Annotated in this window: 16 protein-coding genes and 1 pseudogene; 5 read left to right on the forward strand and 12 right to left on the reverse strand. The window is 54.7% G+C overall.

Features of this window, described 5'->3' with window-relative positions; translation table 11 throughout:
* Positions 1-77 precede the first annotated feature (77 nt).
* Together puuR and puuD are read right to left on the reverse strand one after the other, a co-directional pair.
* Complete coding sequence (puuR, locus tag AAER43_RS10350; protein ID WP_013096835.1) at positions 78-635, reverse strand: HTH-type transcriptional regulator PuuR; 558 nt, start codon at positions 633-635, stop codon at positions 78-80.
* 25 nt (positions 636-660) lie between these two features.
* Complete coding sequence (puuD, locus tag AAER43_RS10355; protein WP_196238017.1) at positions 661-1,413, reverse strand: gamma-glutamyl-gamma-aminobutyrate hydrolase; 753 nt, start codon at positions 1,411-1,413, stop codon at positions 661-663.
* A 226-nt stretch (positions 1,414-1,639) separates the two neighbouring features.
* Here puuD and AAER43_RS10360 point away from each other — a divergent pair, with 226 nt between their 5' ends.
* Together AAER43_RS10360 and AAER43_RS10365 are read left to right on the forward strand one after the other, a co-directional pair.
* Positions 1,640-3,058 (forward strand): glutamine synthetase family protein, encoded by a 1,419-nt coding sequence (locus AAER43_RS10360; protein ID WP_032636739.1) that lies wholly within the window; start codon positions 1,640-1,642, stop codon positions 3,056-3,058.
* 356 nt (positions 3,059-3,414) lie between these two features.
* The gene (locus tag AAER43_RS10365; protein WP_032636736.1) at positions 3,415-4,806 is read left to right on the forward strand and encodes an APC family permease; all 1,392 of its coding nucleotides are present in this window, start codon (positions 3,415-3,417) and stop codon (positions 4,804-4,806) included.
* Positions 4,807-4,881: 75 nt separating this feature from the next.
* Here the strand turns inward: AAER43_RS10365 and AAER43_RS10370 are convergent, their stop codons facing one another.
* Positions 4,882-6,135 carry an MFS transporter gene (locus AAER43_RS10370; RefSeq protein ID WP_023337217.1) on the reverse strand — a complete coding sequence of 418 codons (1,254 nt, stop codon included), beginning with the start codon at positions 6,133-6,135 and terminating at the stop codon, positions 4,882-4,884.
* A 121-nt stretch (positions 6,136-6,256) separates the two neighbouring features.
* On the opposite strand from AAER43_RS10370, the gene AAER43_RS10375 reads away from it, so the two are divergent.
* The 3 genes from AAER43_RS10375 to bioD all read left to right on the forward strand — a co-directional run bounded on the left by AAER43_RS10375 (position 6,257) and on the right by bioD (position 9,329).
* Entirely contained in the window at positions 6,257-7,162 is a 906-nt protein-coding gene (locus AAER43_RS10375; protein ID WP_014883633.1) for a LysR family transcriptional regulator, read from the forward strand.
* A 120-nt stretch (positions 7,163-7,282) separates the two neighbouring features.
* The gene (mlc, locus tag AAER43_RS10380; RefSeq protein WP_023330287.1) at positions 7,283-8,503 is read left to right on the forward strand and encodes a sugar metabolism global transcriptional regulator Mlc; all 1,221 of its coding nucleotides are present in this window, start codon (positions 7,283-7,285) and stop codon (positions 8,501-8,503) included.
* Positions 8,504-8,633: 130 nt separating this feature from the next.
* Positions 8,634-9,329: a dethiobiotin synthase gene (gene bioD, locus AAER43_RS10385; RefSeq protein ID WP_014883635.1), complete on the forward strand. Its 696-nt coding sequence runs from the start codon at positions 8,634-8,636 to the stop codon at positions 9,327-9,329.
* On the opposite strand, the gene clcB is transcribed toward bioD, so the two are convergent.
* The 9 genes and pseudogenes from clcB to hxsB form a co-directional block, all read right to left on the reverse strand.
* Positions 9,264-10,574 (reverse strand): voltage-gated ClC-type chloride channel ClcB, encoded by a 1,311-nt coding sequence (gene clcB, locus AAER43_RS10390; protein ID WP_069683674.1) that lies wholly within the window; start codon positions 10,572-10,574, stop codon positions 9,264-9,266. The genes bioD and clcB overlap by 66 nt on opposite strands.
* A gap of 102 nt (positions 10,575-10,676) precedes the next feature.
* Entirely contained in the window at positions 10,677-11,825 is a 1,149-nt protein-coding gene (gene osmV / locus AAER43_RS10395) for an osmoprotectant ABC transporter ATP-binding protein OsmV (protein ID WP_014883637.1), read from the reverse strand.
* Entirely contained in the window at positions 11,825-12,472 is a 648-nt protein-coding gene (gene osmW, locus AAER43_RS10400; RefSeq protein ID WP_014883638.1) for an osmoprotectant ABC transporter permease OsmW, read from the reverse strand. The genes osmV and osmW overlap by 1 nt, the downstream gene beginning before the upstream one ends.
* An 8-nt stretch (positions 12,473-12,480) precedes the next feature.
* Positions 12,481-13,380, reverse strand: coding sequence for an osmoprotectant ABC transporter substrate-binding protein OsmX (gene osmX, locus AAER43_RS10405; protein ID WP_032636729.1), 900 nt, complete (start codon positions 13,378-13,380; stop codon positions 12,481-12,483).
* An 18-nt stretch (positions 13,381-13,398) separates the two neighbouring features.
* Entirely contained in the window at positions 13,399-14,109 is a 711-nt protein-coding gene (gene osmY, locus AAER43_RS10410; protein WP_032636727.1) for an osmoprotectant ABC transporter permease OsmY, read from the reverse strand.
* A 273-nt stretch (positions 14,110-14,382) separates the two neighbouring features.
* On the reverse strand, positions 14,383-15,126 hold the full coding sequence (locus AAER43_RS10415) for a YoaK family protein (protein WP_050862161.1): 744 nt from the start codon (positions 15,124-15,126) through the stop codon (positions 14,383-14,385).
* 170 nt (positions 15,127-15,296) lie between these two features.
* Positions 15,297-15,796, reverse strand: a pseudogene (locus AAER43_RS10420) (glutathione S-transferase family protein); the annotation flags it as partial.
* A 60-nt stretch (positions 15,797-15,856) separates the two neighbouring features.
* Complete coding sequence (gene hxsC, locus AAER43_RS10425) at positions 15,857-17,095, reverse strand: His-Xaa-Ser system radical SAM maturase HxsC (RefSeq protein WP_050862162.1); 1,239 nt, start codon at positions 17,093-17,095, stop codon at positions 15,857-15,859.
* Positions 17,092-18,549 (reverse strand): His-Xaa-Ser system radical SAM maturase HxsB, encoded by a 1,458-nt coding sequence (gene hxsB, locus AAER43_RS10430; RefSeq protein WP_045269509.1) that lies wholly within the window; start codon positions 18,547-18,549, stop codon positions 17,092-17,094. The genes hxsC and hxsB overlap by 4 nt, the downstream gene beginning before the upstream one ends.
* Positions 18,550-18,576 lie beyond the last annotated feature (27 nt).

Below are 18,576 nucleotides of genomic sequence, written 5' to 3' on the forward strand. Positions count from 1 at the left end.
GATTAACCCGTAAAATGCCGACATTGATCGTTTTTATTTGCCCCGGCGTAAGTCTTTACGCCGGGGCTGAGTGGTCATCAGAACGTGGTGGGGGTGTGGGCACTGATAATGCGGCAGATGCCTGCCGAGGTATTGCTGAAGCTGTGCGGTATGCCGGTATTAATGGCATAGCTTTGCCCCGCAACCAGGTGATAAGGCTGGCCATTAATGGTCAGCACAATTTCACCTTCCAGTATCGTACCAATCTCCTCACCCTGATGTTTGATCCTCTCTCCGGTCGTGGTTCCAGGCTGGTAAGTTTCAAAAATCATCGCCAGCGTACGGTTCGGATTTCCGTTGTGAACCAGCTTCATCGAAACCCCCTGACTGCCTATTTCGATAAGGTCTTCCTGATTAATAACCACCTGCGGTTCATCAGGTTTTTCCGGTTCCGAAAAGAATTCCGAGAGCGACAGCCCATAGACTTTCAGCAGCTTCTGAAGCGTACTGATGGCAGGACTGACTTTATCCTGCTCGATGGTGCTGATGGCACTGTGTGTTAACCCAGACAGTTCGGCGGCACGCCGCTGCGAGAGACCCAGTTGCTGGCGGATCTCAGACAGACGTTTCCCTGGCGCCAGTCCGTCATCGCTCATAGTTGCATTTCCTTTACGGTAGTGGTCAAAGTCGTTGCTTCTCGGCAATGTGGCTTTGACAGGCGGTGATAAAACCTTCAAACAACATACGTGACAGGGCGTACTCGCTGCTGTTCCATTCGGGGTGCCATTGCACGCCGAGGGCAAAAGGATGGTCATGCACGCTGACCGCTTCAACCAGCCCGTCCGTCGAGCGGGCCTCCACGCGAAGCCGTGGTCCTAACGTTCGTGCACCTTGCCCGTGTAACGAGTTTACCCAAAATGTGTTACAGCCTGGTATTAATTGAGACAGCAGTCCTCCCTCCTGAACCTGAACTTCATGAGACGGGGCGTATTGTAGCTCAACCGGCAGTTCAGGATCTTCCCGGTGCTCAAGCAGGTCATTCTGCTCGAACAGGCGACGATACAGCGTCCCTCCCGTCGCAACAACCAGTTCCTGCAGCCCCCGGCAGATGGCGAAAATGGGGATGCGCCTTTCGAGCGCGGCGGCAATCAGCGCCATACTCAGAAGATCACGCCCGGGATCGGCGTCAGGCTCATCGCCGTTTTCACCATAAAGGTGCGGCTGCACGTTACTTGGGCTGCCCGGCAGGTAAATCCCGTCCAGGGTTGGCAGCAGAGTGGTAAGCAACTCTGGCTCTGCCAGCGCATGCGGTAAGGCAATAGGTAAGCCCCCCGCATTGATAATGGCATTCAGGTACTTTTCTTGCAGGGTCTGGGTCTCATGACCCTTAAGCCTGTTTCTGCACATCACCACGCCAATGACTGGCTTGTTCATTATATTTTCCATGATCGCCCTCACAAAGTGGACTAAATTTAGGCCAGTTTCACCTGTAAAACGGCCTTTTCGTTCAATATTTTCTCAATCTAGCAACGAGATCTGCCTTTTGCAAACTTAATTTAACATTTGACAAACAATTTATTTGCATACAGATTCGATAGGGTGGACATTATATTTGACAGTCCTGAGCAGCGAACGCAAATCCCAAAAACGGTGGTAAATCATGGAAACCAATATCGTAGAAGTTGAGAACTTTGTTCACTACACGGATGAGAGGCGGGGCAGCGCCTTTACGCAGGAGGTGAAGCGCTATTTAGAACAGTATCCGAACACCCAGTTTATTGATGTCCTCCTGACCGATTTGAACGGCTGTTTTCGCGGTAAACGTATTCCGGTTGCCGGACTGAACAAACTCGAAAAAGGCTGCTATTTCCCGGCGTCGGTGTTCGCCATGGATATTCTGGGTAACGTGGTGGAAGAAGCGGGCCTGGGGCAGGAGCTCGGCGAGCCTGACTGTGTTTGTGTGCCGGTGCCGGGCACCCTGACACCGTCCGCGGCGGACCCGGAATACATTGGTCAGGTGCAGCTCACCATGGTCGATGAAGATGGCGCTCCCTTTGACGTTGAGCCGCGGAACGTACTCAACCGGCTCTGGCAGCAGTTGCGCCAGCGCGGTCTGTTCCCCGTGGTAGCGGTAGAGCTGGAGTTCTATTTACTTGATCGGAATCGCGATGCCGACGGCTATCTGCAGCCACCCTGCGCGCCGGGCACCGACGTGCGTAACACGCAAAGCCAGGTCTACTCTGTTGATAATCTTAACCACTTTGCTGACGTGCTGAACGATATTGATGAGCTGGCGCAGCTGCAGTTGATCCCCGCCGATGGCGCAGTGGCTGAGGCCTCGCCGGGTCAGTTTGAAATTAATCTGCACCATACGGAAAACGTGCTGGATGCCTGTGATGATGCGCTGGCGCTAAAACGTCTCGTCAGGCAGATGGCAGAAAAACATAAGATGCACGCCACGTTTATGGCGAAGCCGTATGAAGAGCATGCGGGCAGCGGGATGCATATCCACATCAGTATGCAAAACAACAGAGGCGAAAACGTGCTCGCGGACGCCAGCGGCGAGGATTCCGCGCTGCTGAAACGCGCGCTGGCCGGGATGATCGATTTGATGCCAGCGTCCATGGCGCTGCTGGCACCGAACGTCAACTCGTACCGCCGTTTCCAGCCGGGAATGTATGTGCCGACGCAGGCGTCGTGGGGACACAACAACCGCACGGTTGCCCTGCGTATTCCCTGCGGCGATCGCCATAACCATCGTGTCGAATACCGGGTGGCAGGGGCAGACGCGAATCCGTATCTGGTGATGGCGGCGATTTTTGCCGGCATTCTGCACGGGCTGGATAACGATTTACCGCTGCAGGAAGAGGTTGAAGGCAATGGTCTGGAGCAGGACGGACTGCCGTTCCCGATTCGTCAGAGTGATGCGCTGTGGGAGTTTATGCAAAACGATCGCCTTCGCGAGCGGCTGGGCGAGCGTTTCTGCCACGTGTATCACGCCTGCAAAAATGATGAATTACTGCAGTTTGAACGCCTGATTACCGAAACAGAAATCGAGTGGATGCTGAAAAACGCCTGATAACGCGCCCCGGTAAGGGGCCGCTTTGTTTCATCTCATACGTATCACCATACGGCCTGCGCGGAGCCTGGCCGAACTGTTCGCTGGCACGCCAGCTATCTCCCGGGAGTCGCGTTATGGAGCGCAGGCGGCACAGGGACTTTCTTAACGACACTGTGTGACGAGGTAGGAAATGATGCAGATGTTCAACTATCCGCAGGGCGAAGGGGGCCAGTCAGGCTTCCATGGTGAATGCGAGCCAGAGACGGTGCGCTGGTACGGTCGCGTTTGTTCTTCACAACTTCCCCCTTTGCTAAGCAGGTTTGCGTTAAGGTCAACGCGATTGCAAACCACGGTAAGCATGGGGGGGACGGTGTATGGCGACTAACACGTCTCTTGACGCGCCGGGCATGGCCGGCAGAACCCGACTGCGCAGTTCTCTTAAGCTTTGGCAGGTGGTGATGATGGGGCTGGCTTACCTCACCCCCATGACCGTGTTTGATACCTTCGGTATTGTGTCCGGTATCAGCAACGGCCACGTGCCCGCCTCGTATCTCCTGGCGCTGGCTGGCGTCATGTTTACCGCCATCAGCTACGGTAAACTGGTACGGCAGTTCCCGGAAGCGGGCTCCGCGTATACCTACACGCAGAAATCGATTGGACCCCACGTGGGCTTTATGGTCGGCTGGTCATCGTTGCTGGACTATCTCTTCCTGCCGATGATCAACGTGCTGCTGGCGAAGATCTACCTTTCCGCGATGTTCCCTGAGGTCCCGCCGTGGGTCTGGGTGGTGGGGTTTGTGACGATCCTGACGCTGGCGAATCTGAAGAGTGTTAACCTGGTCGCCAACTTTAATACCCTGTTTGTGCTGGTGCAGGTCGCGATTATGGTAGTGTTTGTCATCCTCGTGGTGCATGGCTTGCACAAGGGAGAAGGGGTCGGCACCGTCTGGTCGCTGCAGCCGTTTATCAGCGAGAACGCACATCTGATCCCTATTATTACCGGCGCGACCATCGTCTGCTTCTCTTTCCTCGGTTTTGATGCGGTTACCACGCTATCGGAAGAGACGCCAAACGCGGCACGGGTCATTCCCAAAGCCATTTTCCTGACCGCGCTGTACGGCGGGCTGATATTCATTGTTGCCTCGTTCTTCATGCAGCTCTTTTTCCCGACCATCGCGCGCTTCAAGAACCCGGATGCCGCGCTGCCGGAAATCGCACTGTACGTGGGCGGTAAGCTCTTCCAGTCGGTGTTTTTATGTACCACCTTTGTCAATACGCTGGCTTCGGGTCTGGCCTCGCACGCCAGCGTCTCGCGGTTATTGTATGTGATGGGGCGTGACAACGTCTTTCCGGAGCGGGTGTTTGGTTATGTGCATCCGAAATGGCGTACCCCGGCCCTGAACGTCATTATGGTGGGGATAGTGGCCCTGTCGGCGCTGTACTTTGACCTCGTGACCGCAACGGCGCTGATCAACTTTGGCGCACTGGTGGCGTTTACGTTTGTTAACCTCTCGGTGTACAACCATTTCTGGCGACGTAAGGGGCTAAACAAAACGTGGAAAGATCGTTTCCACTATCTCCTGCTGCCGCTTATTGGGGCGGTAACGGTCGGCGTGCTGTGGATAAACCTCGAAGCGACGTCCCTGACGCTTGGCCTCATCTGGGCGGCACTGGGGATCCTTTACCTGACATGGCTAACGCGCCGTTTCCGAAAACCGCCTCCGCAGTTTGAAGCCGGTAAGATAGAGCAGGCCTGGGATTCCTGAACGATAAACGGCACCAGTACGCTGGTGCCGTTTAGGTCGCTCGTACGTCTTACCGGACATCAGCCCGCACGTTTATTATCTCAACCGTTGATGAAGACTTGCCCCCACCAGCAGCGCGGCACAAAGCATCAGGGCGATAAACCCGCCCACGCCGTTCCAGCCGTAGTGATGCCAGAACACGCCCCCCAGCGTCCCGGCGATGCTGGATCCCAGGTAATAGCTAAACAGGTACAGCGACGATGCCTGTCCTTTGGCTCGACGCGCGCGCGGGCCAATCCAGCTGCTGGCGACCGAGTGCGCGGCGAAGAACCCGGCGGAGAAGAGCAGCATCCCGGCAAAAATCAGCCACAGTGAGGAGAAGAGCGTCAACAGCAGGCCGAGCAGCATTACCGCTGTGAAGACCAGCATGACCGGCCCGCGGCCGAAGCGTGCGGTCATCGCCCCGGCTTTTGGCGAACTCCACGTGCCGGTGAGATAAGCCACAGAAAGCAAACCGACCATGGCCTGATTCAGATGCCACGGCGAAAGCATCAGGCGATAGCCAATATAGTTAAACAACGTGACGAATGACCCCATCAGCAGGAAGCCCATCAGGAACAGGCGCGGCAACCCTTTATCACGCCAGTGCAAACGGAAGTTAATAAACAGCGTTTTCGGGCGCAGAGAAATCGGGCGGAAATGGCGTGATTCCGGCAGGATTTTCCAGAACATCAGTGCAGATGCCAGCGCGAAACACCCGATAACCGCCAGCGCAATACGCCAGCTAAAGAAGTCCGTAAAGACCCCGCTCAGCAGACGCCCACTCATGCCGCCAATTGAATTCCCGCTGATGTACAACCCCATCGAAAAGGCAACGAAGCTCGGATGGATCTCTTCGCTGAGATAGGTCATCCCGACCGCGGCCACGCCGCTGAGCGACAGCCCGATCAGCGCGCGCATCACCAGAATGCCGTGCCAGCTGGTCATCATGGTCGAGAGCAACGTACAGACCGAGGCCAGCATCAGGGCAGTGACCATCACCGGTTTACGGCCAATGGCGTCGGACAAAGGGCCGGTAAAGAGCAGGCCAATTGCCAGCATCGCGGTTGAAATCGAGAGCGAAACGCTGCTGCTGGCGGGCGATACGCCAAACTCATGGGAGAGAACGGGGAGGATCGGCTGAACGCAATAGAGCAGGGCAAACGTGGCCAGACCGGCCGAAAAGAGCGCCAGGGTAACGCGCATAAATTGGGGAGTACCACGTTTAATGAACTGAACCGGCTGCGATGCTACGGGTAAATCATTGATATCGCTGGCCGGAGAGATATCAATGGAGGTTGTACGACTCACACAGTTTCCTTGCTTAAACATCCCCGTGATTTCGGGTGACGGGTATGACCACACGATCAGGGTAGGAAAATGTAAATATTCTGTCTAATATATTAATAATCTCAAATGATACTTTAAAAATATGAATATCGAACTGCGTCATCTTCGCTATTTTGTCGCCGTTGCTGAGGAGCTGCATTTTGGCCGCGCGGCGGCACGGCTGAATATCTCTCAGCCCCCGTTAAGCCAGCAGATTCAAATCCTCGAACAGCAGGTGGGCGCGCGCCTTCTGGCCCGCACCAACCGCAGCGTGAGCCTGACGGCGGCGGGTAAGCAGTTTCTGACCGACAGCCGACAAATCCTGAGCATGGTTGATGACGCCGCCGCCCGTGCAGAGCGGCTTTACCTCGGAGAAGCCGGTGAGCTGCGAATCGGGTTTACGTCGTCCGCGCCCTTTATCAGCGCCGTCTCCCAGACGCTTTCCTCATTCCGCCGCCATTTCCCGGATGTGCATATTCAGACGCGCGAAATTAATACCCGCGAGCAAATTGCACCGCTGAATGAAGGCGCACTGGATTTGGGGTTGATGCGGAATACGCAGCTGCCGGACACGCTGGCGTGGCAGGTGATTCTGCATGAACCCCTGATGGCTATGATCCCCCTTGACCACCCGCTGGCCTCGCGTCCGGCGGTATCGCTCGCAGAGCTGGCAAAAGAACCCTTTGTCTTTTTTGATCCTCAGGTCGGAACGGGCCTGTATGACGACATTCTGGGACTGATGCGTCGCTACGATCTTGCTCCGGTTATCACCCAGGAGGTGGGCGAGGCGATGACCATTATAGGGCTGGTCGCCGCCGGACTGGGGGTCTCTATTCTTCCGGCCTCCTTTAAACGGGTACAACTGCGAGAAATGCGCTGGGTTCCCATCGCCGAAGAGGATGCCGTTTCCGAGATGTGGCTGGTCTGGTCAAAACATCGTGAACAGAGCCACGCCGCGCAGCGCTTCAAACAGCAGTTAATCAGCGCTTCAGGTGGGCAAAACCGGTAGGGAAAAGGGATAAAAATGTGCGGTAAATCACAGAGCTAAGTAAATATTTGACGACAGCTATGGAAGTGCTTCACCATAGCCCAAAGTTTATTTCGAAGCTCGAAAATAAGGGAGTACGAGGTGGTTGCTGATAGTCAGCCAGGGCACATTGATCAGATTAAGCAGACCAACGCTGGCGCGGTATACCGCCTGATTGATCAGCTTGGTCCGGTTTCGCGTATCGATCTTTCGCGCCTGGCACAGCTGGCACCTGCCAGTATCACCAAGATTGTCCGTGAAATGCTGGAAGCGCACCTGGTCCAGGAGACGGAAATTCAGGAGCCGGGCAGCCGTGGCCGTCCGGCGGTCGGGCTGGTGGTTGAGACGGAAGCATGGCATTACCTGTCACTGCGCATCAGTCGCGGGGAGATCTTCCTCGCGCTGCGCGATCTGAGCAGCAAACTGGTGGTGGAGGATCGGCTTGAGCTGCCGCTCAACGCGGAACAATCGCTCCTCGATGCCATTGTCTCCCATATCGATAACTTCTTTATCCGCCATCAGCAGCGGCTGGAACGCTTAACGGCAATCGCCATCACCATGCCGGGCATTATTGATACCGAAAACGGCATCGTGCACCGCATGCCGTTTTACGACGATGTCAAAGAGATGCCGCTGGGAGAGGTGCTGAAAAACCATACCGGCGTGCCGGTCTATATTCAGCATGACATCAGTGCCTGGACCATGGCGGAGGCCCTGTTTGGCGCGTCGCGCGGTGCGCGTGATGTGATTCAGGTGGTGATCGACCATAACGTTGGGGCGGGTGTCATCACCGACGGGCGTCTTCTTCACGCCGGGAGCAGCAGCCTGGTGGAAATCGGGCACACTCAGGTCGACCCGTACGGGAAGCGCTGCTACTGCGGGAACCATGGCTGCCTGGAGACCATTGCCAGTGTAGAAAGCGTGCTGGAGCTGGCGCAGGTCAGGCTCAGCCAGTCCATGAGCTCCTCGCTGCACGGCCAACCCTTAACGGTCGATTCCCTCTGCGCCGCCGCGCGTCAGGGAGATTTGCTGGCGAAGGATATTATTACCGGGGTGGGGAATAACGTTGGTCGCATCCTGGCGATTATGGTGAACCTCTTTAACCCGCAAAAAATCCTGATTGGCTCCCCGCTCAGCCAGGCGGCGGAGATCCTCTTTCCGGCGATCTCGGCCTGTATCCATCAGCAGTCGCTTCCCGCCTACAGCAAGAATATTGCGGTGGAAAGCACCCAATTCTCTAACCAGGGCACCATGGCAGGTGCGGCACTGGTCAAAGATGCCATGTATAACGGCTCGCTGCTTATCCGCCTGTTACAGGGTTAACTCTTTTCCGCAGATGTACGAAAAATTGCGCTATCTCAAGCCGGGTAGCGCACGCATCCCGTAGACTTCCTCCACTGAATTATTTACCTGGTTTATATTTTCGAAGCATACCCAAGAGGTGGAGTGAGTCATGCTTAAGCGTTTCTTTGTTACTGGTACAGATACCTCTGTCGGCAAGACCGTCGTATCCCGCGCATTGCTGCAGGCGCTTGCAGCAAGCGGTAAACGCGTGGCAGGGTACAAGCCGGTCGCAAAAGGGAGTAAAGAGACGCCAGAGGGATTGCGTAATAAAGACGCTCTGGTGCTGCAAAGCGTCTCGTCGCTGGAACTGCCTTATCAGGCGGTCAATCCCATTGCCTTAAGCGAAGAGGAGAGCAGCGTGGCGCACAGCGGTCTGATTAATTATCCCCTGCTGTCCGATGGGCTGGCGAACCTGAGCGAGAAGGTTGATCACGTGGTGGTCGAAGGGACGGGCGGCTGGCGCAGCCTGATGAATGATTTGCGTCCGCTCTCTGAGTGGGTCGTCCAGGAACAACTTCCGGTAGTGATGGTGGTGGGTATCCAGGAAGGGTGCATCAACCATGCGCTACTGACAGCGCAGGCGATTGCCAATGACGGCCTGCCGCTGGTGGGCTGGGTGGCAAACCGTATCAACCCGGGGCTGGCGCACTACGCGGAGATCATCGACGTGCTGAGCGCCAAACTGCCTGGGCCGCTGGTGGGTGAGCTGCCTTATCTGCCTCGTGCCGAGCAGCGCGAGTTAGCGCAGTACATCGATCTCTCTGCCCTCGGCGGCGTGTTGGCCGTAGATCGAGTCGTGGCGTAACGTCCGCGACAGCACGGACGCCACCACACAGGCGACCAGTAAACCGGGCAGTAAAACATACTGTCCGGTCATTTCACAGACCATCAGCGCCGACATAATGGGCGCATGCGTGGTCGCAGCAAGTAGCGTTGCCATTCCCGCCAGTCCCAGCAATATTGCCGTCTCTGAACCCGGTAACCACAGCGCGAAAAGCTGCGCAAACAGCATCCCCGTCGCCATGCCGACAAACAGCGTGGGCGTAAACACGCCGCCCGGTGCACCCGAACCGCTGCTGGCCAGTACCGCCAGCAATTTACAGATAAACACTCCGGCAATCACCGACAGCAGCGGCGGGGCGAGCAGAAAAGCCTGAACCACGCTGTAGCCATTCCCCCATACCTTCGGCGTGAGGAGGGACAGCAGCCCGACGATCAACCCCCCCAGCGCCAGCTGCCACGGCGGCGAAAGTTTGAGACGCAGAAACAGTCCGTGGCTAAACGTCATTAGCCACATCAACAGGGGTCCGCAAAGACCTGCCAGCAAACCCATGGCGACCAGCAGGGCATAATCTGTCGCGGTCAGTATGCCGCTCAGATGGACTTCATAGAGCGTGCTGGCGCCGGGTGCCAGCAGGCGGGTGGTCAGAAGCGCCACCACCGCCGCAATAACCACGGGACCGAGTGAGGCCAGCATGAGCGTGCCAAACAGAATCTCTGCAATAAACAGGCTTCCGGCTAAGGGGGCATGATAAGCGCTGGACATCCCGGCCGCGGCACCACAGGCGATCCAGAGCTTCCATTCAGATTTGGGCGTAAAACGGCGAGCGAAAAAGGAGGCGGCGAGAGCGGCAAGCAGGATCATAGCCCCTTCGCGCCCGATGGCGCTTCCGCTGGCGACGACCAGCAGCGACGCCAGGGATTTTACAAGGCTGGCACCGTAATCAAACTGGCCGTCCCCGGTCTCCAGCGCCTCCATGTAATCGGTTGGCGCGTGAGGCCGCTGGGCGGTCAGTCGTTGCCATCCCCAGAGCAGTACCCCGGCGGCCAGCCCACCCAGCGCAGGCGTCAGCGCGCGCCGCCAGGACGAGAGCGATGCGGCGGCATTCACCAGGCTACCGCTGTCGTTGCTGAGAAGCAGCCACTCCAGCAGGTACATGCTGTGACGAAACACCGCAACGGCCAGCGCCGCCAGCACGCCGGTGACGGTGGCAATCAACAGTCGGCGAAACATCGCCCGGATGTCGGGGTAAGCATGAAGACGTTGCATGGGTCGCGATTACAGGGGAACGATACAATATTGTGGCGGGAAATCGCGGGGTTAGCAAAAGGTATGCGTGCGAAAGCGCCGGGCGAGGCCCGGCCAGAAGGGTTAACTGTCGCTATGAATATTCAGTGCCCGACGCGTACGCCCGGAACTCAGGTACTCGGCAATATAGTCCTGCGAAATCTCGCCGTTGTAACGCCCGTCCTCATCCACGATCGGCATCCAGCTGGTATTGCTTTCATACAGACGTGACAACACGACGCGCAGGTTGTCTTCCGCCTTGCCGGTCATGCGGAACGGATGCAGGATGTCGGCACAGGTACCGCTGGCGTTGCGCGCTTCGCGACGTTTCACAAAGCCGAGCGGTTTTCCGTGCTCGTCGACCACGGTAATTGCGCGAATGTCATTGTCGTCCATCGTGGCAAAGGCTTCAGGAAGCGGCGTTGAGCTCCGCGCCGTAATGGTCGGCTGCTGGTCGGTGACGTCGCCTGCGGAGACCAGCAGCAGCCGCTTCAGCGTCCTGTCCTGACCAACAAACGAGCCGACAAATTCATTGGCCGGTTTTGCCAGCAGTTCATCCGGGCTGGCACACTGCACGATTTTCCCCTGACGGAAGACTGCGATTCGGTCGCCGAGCTTCAGGGCTTCATCAATATCGTGGCTGACCAGCATCACCGTTTTCTTCAGCTTGCGCTGCATCTCCAGGAACTGGTTCTGGATCACCTCGCGGTTGATGGGGTCCACCGCGCCGAACGGTTCATCCATCAGCAGTACCGGAGGATCCGCCGCCAGGGCGCGGATGACGCCGATACGCTGCTGCTGGCCGCCGGACATCTCGCGCGGATAGCGGCTAAGAAACTTACGCGGATCCATTGCCACCATATCCATCAGCTCTTCGGCGCGGGTTTTGCAGCGCGCTTTATCCCAGCCCAGCATGCGCGGTACAACGGTGATGTTCTCTTCGATAGTCATGTTCGGGAACAGGCCAATCTGCTGGATCACGTAGCCAATATTGCGGCGCAGGGTCACCGTGTCCATCCCGCTGGTGTCTTCACCGTTAATGAGGATTGTTCCGCTGCTGGGTGTGATAAGGCGGTTAATCATCTTCAGGGTCGTGGTTTTCCCACAGCCGGACGGGCCGAGCAGGACACACATTTCCCCTTCGGGAACGTTCAGGTTGACGTTATCGACGGCCTTAAAGGTCTGGCCGTGCTTCTGTGAAAAGTGTTTGGTGAGGTTTTCCAGTTTTATCATTATCGAATCCCCTTTGGAGTCAGAACCACCTGCAAACGGTGCAGCAGCCAGTCGAGCACAATAGCTAAAAGACAAATCATCAGCGCGCCCGCAATCAACATGCGAATATCACTTCCGCCAATACCGTTGAGCAGCAGCAGGCCCAGGCCACCCGCGCCGATTACCGCGGCAATCGCCATCACGCCAATATTCATGACGACGGCGGTACGGATCCCACCGAAAATTACCGGCAGCGCCATCGGGATTTCCACCCAGCGCAGACGCTGCCAGAAGGTCATGCCGATGCCCCGTCCGGCTTCACGCAGCCCCGGCGGCAGGCTGTCGAGCGCCGTATGGGTGTTACGTACAATCGGCAGCAGCGAGTAGAGAAACACCGCCGTAATCGCGGGCAGGGCGCCGATACCCTGACCGATCAGCGAAAAGAGCGGGATCATCAGACCAAACAGGGCGATGGACGGAATGGTCAGCACGATGGTAGCGATGCCCAGTACCGGCGTTGCCAGCCATTTATGACGGACAATCAGAACGCCCAGCGGGACGCCGATGAGGATGGCTAAACCCACGGCCAGCGCCACCAACCACAGGTGCTGCAGCGTCAGGGTTAACAGATAGTCCCAGTTATCCAGGATGTAGTGAACGGTATCCATAGCGCCTCCTACAGCAACTGTTTGCTACGCAGGAAATCACGGGCGACCTGCTGCGGTGACTGATGGTCGATATCCACCTTCTTGTTCAGCTCGGTGATAACGTCGTTGTTGAGCTGGGCGGAGAGGGTATTGAGCGCCTCTTCCAGACCCGGATTAGCCTCCAGCGTGTCTTTACGCACTACCGGAGTGACCGCATAGCTCGGGAAGAAGCCTTTATCATCTTCCAGCACCTTCAGGTCAAAGCCCTTCACGCGCCCGTCGGTGGTGTAAATCAGACCGGCGTCGACAAAGCCGTCGCGCACCGCGTTATAGACCAGTCCCGGGTCCATCTGACGGATCTGCGGGCGGTCCAGCGTCATGTTATAGGCGGCCTGCAGCGGCTTCATGCCGTCGCTGCGCCCGGCAAATTCCAGGTCCAGGCCCAGCAGCCAGTTTTTGTCCGGGTTGGTTTGACGGATCTGCTCAATCTTCGCCACCATCTCTGACATGGTGTTGATGTGTTCCGCCTCGGCGCGCTTGCGCTGCATGGCGAAAGCATAGGTATTGTTCATGTCAGCGGGTTTAAGCCATACCAGACCGTGCTTTGCGTCCAGGCGTTTCACCGTCTCGTAAGACTCCTGCGGCGACATGCGTTTGTTGATGTGGTTAAAGATGATTAATGACGTGCCGGTGTACTCCCAGGTCATATCAATCTGTTTGTTGATCATCGCGTTACGGGAAATCACCGTGGCGATATTGGTTTGCGGCTGTACCTGGAATCCTTTCTTCTGTAAATACTGCACGGTCATGGCCGAGAGAATATGCTGCTCGGTAAAGCTTTTGGTTGCCAGGATCAGCGGGGCTGCCATTGCCTGGCTGGTGAAGAGCGCCGCGGCGCACAGCGCCGTCAGGCCGGAAAACAGTCTCATAAAAGCTCCTTGTTATTGTTATTGAGCGAGATGGGGGCTCATCACGCGACCCAGCGCCGCCAGCAGGGTGTCGAGGATCAGGGCGAACAGGGCGGTGGCCGCCGCGCCGAGGATCAGGGTCGGAAAATCGTTCAGGTAGATGCCGGGGAAAATCAGCTCACCGTAGCTGCTGGCACCAATCAGGAAGGCCAGCGGCGCGGTACCGACGTTGATGGCGGTGGCGATGCGGATCCCGGAGAGCATGACGGGCCAGGCGTTGGGCAATTCAACCTGACGCAGACGCTGCCATTTGGTCATCCCGATCCCGTTTGCCGCTTCCAGTAACGAGGCCGGAACGGAACACAGTCCCGCGTAGGTATTGCGCACAATGGGCAGCAGCGAGGCAAGAAACAGCGCGATGATGGCGGGCGTATCGCCGATGCCAATCACCACCATCGCCAGGGCCAGCACGGCCAGCGGTGGCAGCGTGTTACCCACGTTGAAAATTTGCATCACATATTCGGCGATACCCCGCGCGGCCGGGCGGCTCAGCAGGATACCGGCCGGAATACCGACCAGCAGGGCAAAAAACATCGACGAGAAAACCAGTATCATGTGCTGTTGCCCGAGATAAATCAGGTCAACCTGACGCGCCTTGATTGTCTCAAGTCCGATCCCCCAGATGAGAAGGGCAAGAACCACGATAATCGCGCCAACAAACAGCAGCGAACGTTTGAGTAATGGGTGCATTGCGGTGTGTCTCCCTGTGCGCATGCGTTATAGCAACCACCGGTTGCCTGTTGTTATGCCATGTTTCGGCAGGGGTAATTGACCTATAGCAAGCGTTTGGGAAGGGTTCCAGCGAAGGGGGAAAATCAGTAACCCTATGAAAAGCGTGACAACCTTAAGTCAGGCCTTATGGCGTAAGGGCTGAATATGGCGCAGGCAGAATAGTCCTAAAGCGCAGCCCATAAAGTGACAGGGTCACGTATCGCGATGTTCCTGTCACCCTGCCTGAGAGCTTTATCTGCTGAGTAGGGGGCGTATACGGCGAACACGCACTGAGATACTGATAATCGATACGGTCGCGACAACGGAGAGCATCAACCCGAGCGCCAGCATGGCGTTGAAGCCAACCCATCTGAAGAGCAGTAACCCGGCGATACCCCCGGTAATGAACGAGAAAAGGGTGGTTAAGTGGGTTTTCAACTGACTTTTTTGTGCCGCGGTATCTTTGGAGTAATCCCTGCGAAGCATGGCAACCGTGACGGAGGCCAGGGAAATTCCCGCGTCCGTCAGCGTGCCGGTAATGTGCGTCGATCTCACCCGTCCGCCGGAAAGCTGTGTGGAGGTTGAATTATGAATGCCCATCAGACAGCACAGGAAAATAATAATCTCGCGGTTGCTGGTGAGCGCATGGAAATACATCTCGTAGAGAGATACGCCGGTTAATAATATCCCTTCGACAAAAAGGATTTGGCAAAAAACCAGCCTGACGTTATGGATAATGCCCCATATCACGATAAGACGCGCAAGGATTGCACCCGCCACAAAGGAGAGAATAATCGAGCCAAAGAAAATGATATCGCTCAGATCGGTGGAGGAGACTTCGCTGGATAATTGTGAGGTGTTGCCGGTCATATGAGAGGGGAAAAAGCCAAAGGCCCCAAGGGCAATGGCGTTGAGTAAACCTGCTGAGGTCGCCAGCCAGAGAGCAAGCCGGCGATCCTCCTGGTGCGTTCGTTCTTTCTTGAGTTTAATCAGCAAGAATACCTCCGGGGTGAGCTTTGCCTGAATAATCAGGCTAGCAAAGCGTGTCGACGGGCTGTCCAGGATATTGCTTAATTATTATTCCCTCTGGCGACGTTGAGGGTTTAGTAATTAAATAAAATATCCTTACGAAAAGTATTCCAAACTGAAACCTCACGCTACGCCATTATTTTCCATCGATTCACCGACAGCCTAAGCACCACATCCGCAAGGGTAAGAGCGATGCGCTGCAGTTGGCTTTCCAGAATGGTGATGCAGTGGTTCCACTCTTTTATTCCTGCCGCAATGCGCTCAGGGTCGTTAAAGCCTGGGTTGTTACGCCACAGCGCTGGGAAGATATAGCGCCTGGCGTCGTTAAGTTCGGTCGCCAGCCAGTCCATCCAGCTCTCAACTTTGGCTCAGAGCTGTGACTCTGCGGGCAGAAGATCGCGACGTCCGGCTTTGCGCGCCAGATAACGGCAGGTGGCGTTAGATTCCCACAGTACGAAATCGTCATCGATCAGTACCGGCACGATGGCATTGGGGGTCAGGGCTCGGAAAGCATCCGTTTCCGTTGAGGCAAAACCGCTGCCGTCATCTTCCTGCTGCCCGTCGATGCCCGCATCTCGCAGGTCCAGAGCACTTTGCGCACGTTGATGGAGGTGGTTTGGCCGAGGATCTTTAGCATAGTGCTGGTGTCCTTTAAGGGTATGAACGATCTAAAACAACACACTGGCTTGAACAGAATTCAACCTCCAAAACTCGGGTGTTTTCTCTCCAGGTCTGTAACAAAAGGACTGATATGGTTGGATAACCAAAATTTATCCGTCGAGGAACTGAAAAAACCGCAGCATGCGTCGCGTTTCATACAGGAGGTACAAACAGGGCTCCAGCTATTCTTAAAGTCGCTGATACTCTGTTTGCAATGGGCTCGTGTGTCTTCATTAACAATACATAAAGGAAGGTTAAAGACCCTTACATCAATACCATATAACTGAAAAATCTCGATGGTGGCGGATAGCGTATCCTTATACTCCCAGGGATCGATAAATACGGCTTCCCGGTTCAGTTTTGCATATCCCATGTTCTCCATGCCCATAAGCGCAACATGCTTAACGAAAAAGAGATTTCGGGAAATAAATTCTGCCAGCGCAGTTAAATATTTTACCGTTAATTTGTTCAGTACAACGCGCAGTTCAATGTCAATCCCGTGTTTGTAGCAATTTAACAAACCGGCCATTGTTTGATCAAATGCCCCTTCGCATTGAACAACATAGTCGTGAATCTCTGAAACATGACCAAAAAGGGGGATGCCGGCGAGCAAATGATGATTACTTTTCTGTGCCAGACGCGCTGTATAGTTCCCCTGACATAAGTAGCGGCCATTCGTCAGCAAGTGTATTAACGTCTGTTGGTTTCTTTCTGAAATCGCCTCAATAATATGAAGCAATCCTTCCTTTAACATTGTCGGTTCCCCCCCCGTAATACAGAGTGCTTCCGGAAAGTGCTTATCATCAATCAGGGAAAGAGTTTTTAGGATCCGCTGCTCAATATCACCCTGGTTAATTGCTGCTTCCGGTTTAGGAGGCTGCGGGCACATTACACAGAGGTTGTTGCAAACTTCAGTCACCAGGAATGCGTTGTTCTTAGAGCTTGCACGAAATAAGCGATGGATCCGCCCCCGCTCGCTGATGGTTATTACATCGCCCTCACTGAAAACAGTTTCTTCTGAAACGACGATAACCGGTGTCTCCCCCTGGGCGATTAAGTCTTCAAAGTTCGGATTGTTCTTTGTACAAATGATTGCGCGTGCAGAGGGCAATGCTGACAGTGGTATCGATTTGCCGGAGGTCAGAAAGACAATGCAATCCGCTGCGATTTGATTTAATTCGACAGCGACTTTACCAAATAGTGCTTCCTTCAGGTGCCAGATGCTTTCTGCCTGAGTAGAAAGAAAAAGCGTATCGTCAGTGCATCGTGTTTTCATTTCATTCCCCATTGCATCAGAATACGACGGGTCTCGCGATCGCCTTCAACAAATCGTTTAATAATCATCGAAATAATACCTTTGTTTTTTAAACAGAAATCGTCTTTACCGGGATGGCCATAAACTGAACCTGTTACCTGATAGCGGCGTACAGGGTCTGCGCCGCAGTAGGGAGCAAACGCACAGTCAGAACAGACGGGCAGGCAGTCATTGACTCCTGCAGAGGCGAGTTCTTGCATGACTGAGCCAAAGAAAAGTTCTTCTGGGCTATTCTCAAAAACACTCCCCATTTTGAAATGCTGATCGCCCGTTTCTGCCATCATTCGGCTTTCATCGCTTGGGTAGATGTTTCCATCATAGTTATACAGTGTGACCCCAAAACCAGATCCACAGGGGGACTGAAGATCCACAAATCCTGTTGCCCAAGGCGTCATGAGCTTTTTCATGATCAATGCAGCATAGGATTCGCGAAATGCAATTCCATCGTGATTAATGCGAATGATGTAATCGAGACACTTCTCATAAAACGCCAGAAATTGTTCCGTGGTATACCCGATTTTATGGAAGTATTTCTGTGCGAAGCCATAAGGATTAAGTTCGCGGATGAAAATACTCCGAAATCCATGGCTTACATATTCATTTATAATCTCTTCAGCCATATCAAGGCTTGGCCGGGTCGTTGTCATCAGTGCGCTAACTCTGTCAAACGCATCACGCCGTTTGATTTTATTAAGCGTTGAAATGAGTGCACTCCATGCACCTGATTTTGCATATTTACGGTTAGCATCATGCAACGCCTGAGGGCCATCAAGCGATGTGCTGATTGAAAAATTATGCTCTAGCAAAAAGTCGAGATCTTCGTCATTCAACTCGCACAAATTAGTACAAACCACGAATTGAATATCTTTTCGGGTATTTTTCCTGTTGACCAAGGCGACGGCCTGACGGATGAGGCCCATATTCAGCGTGGACTCTCCCCCCTGAAATTCAAGCGTAAGCTTGTCTGAAGGCATAGATAAGAATAAATCAATACTCTTTTCAAGGGTCTCCGGACTCATATCATAACGAGATTGATCGGACTGGCAGCTCTTACGAGAGGCCTGACAATAGACGCAGGAGTTGTTACAGCGAACGGTGAGGACAAAAATATGGAGCTGAGAAAAGTTTTCCAGGAATGATTTCTTTGTTCTGTATCGGGAGGAGAGTAAAGCGATCTGGTTGTCATCAATTCCGTTACTGACCATGTGTTTGGCCTTCAGTTCATACCAAAGCGTTTCATCTTCAATCTTCTCCTTATTGATGAGTGTAGTAAGTTGTGAAGGGCTAATACACATCCACTCGCCATAATCAGTAGAAAGGAAATAATTTCCGTCATCCAGTTGGCTGAATCTGAATGGAAGTAGTTGATATGACTGAGAAGCAAACTCAGCGGGAGATTTAAATCTAACGCTCATTGTGCATGATGTCCTGTATACTGAGAT

The organism is Enterobacter sp. FUJ80071 (assembly GCF_038739915.1).
Classification (GTDB): domain Bacteria; phylum Pseudomonadota; class Gammaproteobacteria; order Enterobacterales; family Enterobacteriaceae; genus Enterobacter; species Enterobacter kobei.